Here is a 6,218-nt window from a genome sequence, read left to right on the forward strand (position 1 = left end):
ACCCAAACACTACAAATTTAATTTCATCAAAAATTGGATCCAAATTTTGTCTTTTATAATATTTTACACCCCGCTACACCCTTGTTCGGTTGTGGCCTTCCCGCCTTTTTTTGGGCGCTTACCCCCAACAACGTACTTTTTTTTATTTATTCATCAAAACAGAAACATGAGCACAAACAACACGCCAACCTTCATTTGTCCGCATCCACGTTTGACTTTGCCTGCCAATTTTATCTGATGATGGTGGACGTTTAAATTCAGTATTTACTGTAGCAAAATCCCATCCGTAAGTAGTAATAATAGTATTGATTAAAACTCGCTCTAAATTAACAGCAGAACGGTTAGTGCGAAAATTAGCAATCTCATCATAACCATAAAGATTTTCCGTTACCCCAAAGCGTATAGTTTGGGCACTTTGCCAAAATAATTCATCGAGTACAGCAACATCATTACTAATTAAAGCTTTTTCGTAACGCTCAAATGCCACCTTAACTTCAGCTACCACTTCAGGAAGATTGATATCCATTGTTTCAACCCAGAAAATAACAAGAGTGGAAAAATTTCCACTCTATAACTTTCTAAGAATAACCCTTAATCTCTGCTTCAGGCAACCCCATCACACTGCGATAATGCGCCTCAAACTGGGTCACAGTCTTTGATTTTCGATTTGTCGCCCATTCACTTTTAGCAAACAATTCTTGTTTCAAATCCTCTACATTAATTGTAGTTACTGCACCATTTTCCACAATTCTTTTTCCATCTACCCAAACACTATCAACTACTTGAGTCGGACGACCTAAAATTAATAAACCAATGGGATCGGTCCGAGGTAACAAAGACAAATTAGCCAAATCATAAAGCACTAAATCAGCCTTTTTCCCAACCGTCAAAGAACCAAGTTTATCTCCCAAATTGAAACCTTTAGCACCTCCCAAAGCTGCCATTTCCACAGATTGACGAGGAGTAATCCAATGCTGATAATCTAAATCTGTGACATTGTGCAGAATCGAACCTATTTTAATTGCTTCCAGTAAATCTTGGGAATCATTACTGGAAGAACCATCGCAACCAAAAGTAACATTAACTCCTGCTTGACGATATTTTAAAATTGGCGCAATACCGCTACCTAAACGCAGGTTACTGAGGGGATTATGGACAACAGTTGACTGAGTTTGAGCTAAAATTTTGATATCATCATCAGTCAAATGGACACAATGCGCCAAAGAAGTGCGAGAACTTAAATAACCAATTCTGTTTAAATATTCTACTGCACTACAGCCATATTTTTCTTGAGCGAGTAACTGTTGCGCTTTGGTTTCTAAAAGGTGAGAATGACGACAAAGATTGTAGCGATCGCTCAATTCCACACACCCCGCAAACAACTGATCAGAACACAATTGCATTCCCGTAGGCGCAGTTAAAATATAAACTCCCGCCTCTGGTTGATGAAACTTATTTATCGCCTCCTGCAACATTTGTAGAATTTCTGTAGCAGAACGCCCCTGAGTTGTATCTTCCGGTTGATTTCCCCCAGTTGGAATACCCGAAATTAAAGGTTGATCCCAAATTAAAGGCGCAACAAAAGCCCGAATCCCAACTTCTTGATAAGCCCTAACCGCCGTAGCAATTGTTTCAAATTCTTGCCCCGGAATTAGCACCAAATGATCGACAACACTAGTACCACCTGATAACAAAGTTTCTACTGCCGTACCCAAAGCACTCAAATAAACCTTTGACAACTCCAATGGTGCAAAATCATAAAGTTCTGCTAACCATAACTCCAAAGGTAAAGGGGGAATAACTCCTCGTTGCCACATTTCTGAAGAGTGAGTATGGGCATTAAAAAAACCAGGCAACAATAACTTATTTTCACAATTAACAACTGTGCCGACAACTTCTAAATTTGGAGAAATTGCCGCGATCGTATCTCCGACAACTTGCACATCTACAGTTGCGTAACCTTGGTCTACGGGAATTAAAGCTTGTTGAAGAGTAAAAGTCACAGATTTGTCCTTAAGATTAAGAATTTAGAAATTTTATGAGTTTTGGCAGTAAAACGGTGAACAGTATTAGTCACCATAACAGTGTAATTTGATTTTGCCTAAAACTGAAGATAACTCAAAACCAACAATTAACAACGCTTATGAAAAATCTCCGTACCTTGGGTGTAGCGCCTAATGCTTGGGCAGTTAATGCCGAAATTGCCGATATTACCCGCCCACCTTTAGAACCCAAACCGATCGCTTTAGCGACAGAAACCAAAACTTTACGCCTCGACTTAGCAAAAACCGCCATATTAGTAATTGATATGCAAAATGACTTTTGTCATCCAGATGGTTGGTTAGCGCATATCGGCGTAGATGTCACACCTGCAAGGACTCCAATTAACCCTTTAAAAACCTTTTTACCACAATTAAGAAAAGTCAACGTGCCGATAATTTGGTTGAATTGGGGAAATCGTCCCGACTTATTAAATATTAGCGCCGGACTGCGCCACGTTTACAATTCCACAGGCGATGCAATAGGTTTGGGCGACCCTTTGCCAAAAAACGGCGCTAAAGTTTTAATGGCAGGAAGTTGGGCAGCTGCGGTAGTAGATGAATTAGAACAAAAACCCGAAGATATTTCTGTAGATAAGTGCAGAATGAGCGGTTTTTGGGATACACCATTAGATAGTATTTTACGCAATCTGGGCAAAACTACTTTGTTATTTGGCGGAGTGAACGCCGACCAATGTGTAATGGCAACATTACAAGACGCTAATTTTTTAGGTTACGATTGCATTTTAGTAAAAGATTGCACCGCTACTACTTCGCCTGAGTACTGTTGGTTAGCTACTCTTTACAATGTAAAACAATGTTTTGGTTTTGTCACCGATTCTCAAGCTATCTTAAAAGCAATTAGCGATTAACTGTCATTGGTCATTGGTTATTTGACATTTGTCATTTGTATAGGATTTATATAGCTAATCGGTTTTGCGATCGCAGTTAACCAATAACCAATAACCAATGACCAATGACCAATGACCAATAATTTATAACAAAGGAATTTGGAAAAATGAACAACTGTTGCGTAATTCCTGTTGTTAAGTCTCCCAGAGATTACCAAGCTTTTCGGATTAGTCCCCATGATACTAATCGTTTAGCAATTGTATTCGACCCAACAACAGCTAACTTTTCTTTAACGTTATGTGTAGAAATTTTTGATATAGGCGGAAAAACTCCTCCTAATCGGCATAATTTAGCTGTGGAAATGTTTTTTGTACTTAAGGGAGAAGGGAGGGCAAGCTGTGATGGTAAAACTGTTTCTATTCGTGCCGGAGACAGTATTTTAGTTCCCCCAACTGGTATTCATTTGATAGAAAATACAGGCGCAGAACGATTGTATGCTTTGTGTTTTATGGTTCCTAATGAAAATTTTGTGGAACTAATTCGCAGTGGTACTCCTGTAGATTTAGATGAGGAAGATTTAAGGGTTTTGAGTCGTTCAGATGCCTTAGTTGCTTGTTGAAAAGGGCAGGGGAAAAGGGAGATGGGAGATGGGGGAAAATAATTTAACTAACTAACGTAAGTTGCTAGTTATACGATTAGTCTGATTCTTTGTACGTTGTTGGGCTTTAGCCCTCCCAGGAAACGTGGCATAAGAGGGCTAAAGCCCAACAACGTACCTTTATGTAAATAACTAGCAACTTGCGTTAACTAGCTCTTCTTCCCAGTTCCCAATTCTATTTTTACTAATTATTCATAGTATAAATGTAATTTAAAATAATATTAATGTTGCGCTAATTTTTATCAATGCTGAAAGAAACAGTTTCCATGTTTACTAGAGACGGGGTGCGGTTAGATGCAGATGTCTATCGCCCTGATGCTGAGGGTAGTTTTCCAGTGTTACTGATGCGGCAACCTTATGGAAGATCGATCGCCTCCACCGTAGTCTACGCCCACCCCACTTGGTATGCCCAACAAGGCTATATTGTAGTAATTCAAGATGTTAGAGGAAGAGGTACTTCCAAAGGTGAATTTAAACTATTTGCCCATGAAATAGCTGATGGTTTTGATACAGTTAATTGGGCATCTCAATTACCTGGAAGTAACGGCAATGTGGGAATGTATGGCTTTTCCTATCAAGGGATGACACAGCTTTATGCTGCTGTGGAAAAACCACCCGCCTTAAAAGCAATTTGTCCAGCCATGATCGGCTATGATTTATATCATGATTGGGCTTACGAAGGAGGCGCATTTTGTTTACAAGCTAACCTTGGTTGGGCAATTCAACTTGCCACAGAAACTGCCAGATTAAAGAATGATGAACAAGCATTTCAAGCCCTTTATTCTGCCTCTCGTAATTTACCATTATTTGACACAATTCCCGCCTGTCCAGAAGTAATCAAAAAATATGCCCCTGACTCTTTTTATCATGAATGGTTAGACCATGACCAACCTGATGAATATTGGGAAAAACTTTCCCCAAAAACCTATTTAAAAACTATTGATTTACCTATGTTGCACGTTGGCGGTTGGTTTGATACTTTCCTCAGAGGTACTGTCAATTTATATAAAGAAATGGCATCTCGCAGCAATTTTTTACAATATCTATTAATAGGCCCTTGGGCACATCTTCCTTGGGGGCGAAAAGTTGGTTCAATAGATTATGGTTTAGCGGCATCAAACCCAATTGATGAGTTACAAATTCGCTGGTTCGAGCGCTTTCTCAAAGACATTGATAACGGAATAACTAATGAACCATCTGTCTCTTTATTTGAAATGGGAAGTAATCAATGGAAAGGTTTTGATAGTTGGCCTAATAATAGTAAAACATCCTATTTCTTGCAAAGCAACGGTTTAGCAAGTATGCGCGAAGATGGGGGGAAATTAACCCAATCCCCAATCCCCAATCTTGTAGGACAGGCATCTTGCCTGTCATCCCCAGTCACCGACACCTTCATTCACGACCCTTGGCGACCTGTTCCCGCGTTGGGTGGTCATGCGGTATTTCCGGCGGGTGCCTTTGAGCGATCGCAAATAGACTGTCGCACAGATGTTTTAACTTACACGAGTGCACCTTTAACCGAAGATTTATTAATAGTTGGAGATGTGTTTGTAGAAATTTATTGCAATGCAGATAAACCAACTTTTGATTTATGCGCTGTTTTATCAGAAATAAAAAATAATGGTAATGTTTATAATTTTACTCAAGGTTATCTGCGAGTAAAACCAAATCAATCAACCCAACCATTAACCATTCAATTGCAACCAACTTGTATAAAAATTGCAGCAGGAAATGGGTTAAGATTAAGTTTAAGTGCCGCTTGCTTCCCCGCTTATCCCGTAAATCCTGGTACTAGTTCTTTACCTAAAGAAACTCAGTTAATCGAAGCAGAAATTATTACCATTTCTGTGCAAAGTGGAGTAAATTTCCCTTCAAAGATTAGTGTATAAAAACTCCTCGTAGGGTGCGTTAACGCAGTGTAACGCACCTTCCGCTCGCCTCGTAGGGTGCGTTAAGGCAGTGTAACGCACCTTCCGCTCGCGCTTCGTAGCTTCGTAGGGTGCCTTAACGCAGTGTAACGCACCTTCCGCTCGCGCTTCGTAGCTTGGTAGGGTGCGTTAAGGCAGTGTAACGCACCTTCCGCTCCTCGTAGGGTGCGTTAAGGCCGTGTAACGCACCTTCCGCTCGCGCTTCGTAGCTTCGTAGGGTGCGTTAACGCCCTGTAACGCACCAACCGATCTCCTCGTAGGGTGCGTTAAGGCCGTGTAACGCACCTTCCGCTCGCGCCTCGTAGGGTGCGTTAAGGCAGTGTAACGCACCTTCCGCTCGCGCTTGGTAGGGTGCGTTAAGGCCGTGTAACGCACCAACCGATCGCGGACAAATTTTTTGGGTAAATTATCCGTAAAATTGAACAATGGTGCGTTAGGCGCAGCCGTAACGCACTACGATTTAAATAATTAAGTAGGTGTAAATAAATAAAGTGATAATAGTTATATTCGGATGGGGCGGGGGGGATTCCCCCCCCCCCACAAAACATCCAACACTTTGGGGTGGGGGAACCGACCCCCGTAGTTTTTTTTGAAACATAAAAAAAAATTATTTTTTTTAAAATAAAAATATTAAAAATTTTTTTATTTGTTGGGGGGGGCCTGTTTCCCCACCCCAAAAAAACCCTCAAATTATGGGGGTGGGGACAAACCCCCCGCCTTAGTTTTTTGGCACCCTACATC

At 40.7% G+C, this 6,218-nt stretch carries 5 protein-coding genes; 3 read left to right on the top strand and 2 right to left on the bottom strand.

The window, feature by feature from the left end; all coding sequences use genetic code 11:
- Positions 1–142: 142 nt before the first annotated feature.
- Positions 143–526: an oxalurate catabolism protein HpxZ gene (hpxZ, locus tag ACE1CC_RS07290; protein ID WP_413269806.1), complete on the bottom strand. Its 384-nt coding sequence runs from the start codon at positions 524–526 to the stop codon at positions 143–145.
- A gap of 52 nt (positions 527–578) precedes the next feature.
- Positions 579–2,003, bottom strand: a complete 1,425-nt coding sequence (locus tag ACE1CC_RS07295) for an amidohydrolase (protein ID WP_413269807.1) — start codon at positions 2,001–2,003, stop codon at positions 579–581.
- 140 nt (positions 2,004–2,143) lie between these two features.
- On the opposite strand from ACE1CC_RS07295, the gene ACE1CC_RS07300 reads away from it, so the two are divergent.
- The 3 genes from ACE1CC_RS07300 to ACE1CC_RS07310 all read left to right on the top strand — a co-directional run bounded on the left by ACE1CC_RS07300 (position 2,144) and on the right by ACE1CC_RS07310 (position 5,438).
- Positions 2,144–2,911: a cysteine hydrolase family protein gene (locus ACE1CC_RS07300; RefSeq protein ID WP_413269808.1), complete on the top strand. Its 768-nt coding sequence runs from the start codon at positions 2,144–2,146 to the stop codon at positions 2,909–2,911.
- 146 nt (positions 2,912–3,057) lie between these two features.
- Positions 3,058–3,510: a cupin domain-containing protein gene (locus ACE1CC_RS07305; RefSeq protein WP_413269809.1), complete on the top strand. Its 453-nt coding sequence runs from the start codon at positions 3,058–3,060 to the stop codon at positions 3,508–3,510.
- A 284-nt stretch (positions 3,511–3,794) separates the two neighbouring features.
- On the top strand, positions 3,795–5,438 hold the full coding sequence (locus ACE1CC_RS07310; RefSeq protein WP_413269810.1) for a CocE/NonD family hydrolase: 1,644 nt from the start codon (positions 3,795–3,797) through the stop codon (positions 5,436–5,438).
- The last annotated feature ends 780 nt before the right edge of the window (positions 5,439–6,218 follow it).

The sequence above is a fragment of the Floridaenema aerugineum BLCC-F46 genome (assembly GCF_041929345.1).
GTDB lineage: Bacteria > Cyanobacteriota > Cyanobacteriia > Cyanobacteriales > Aerosakkonemataceae > Floridanema > Floridanema aerugineum.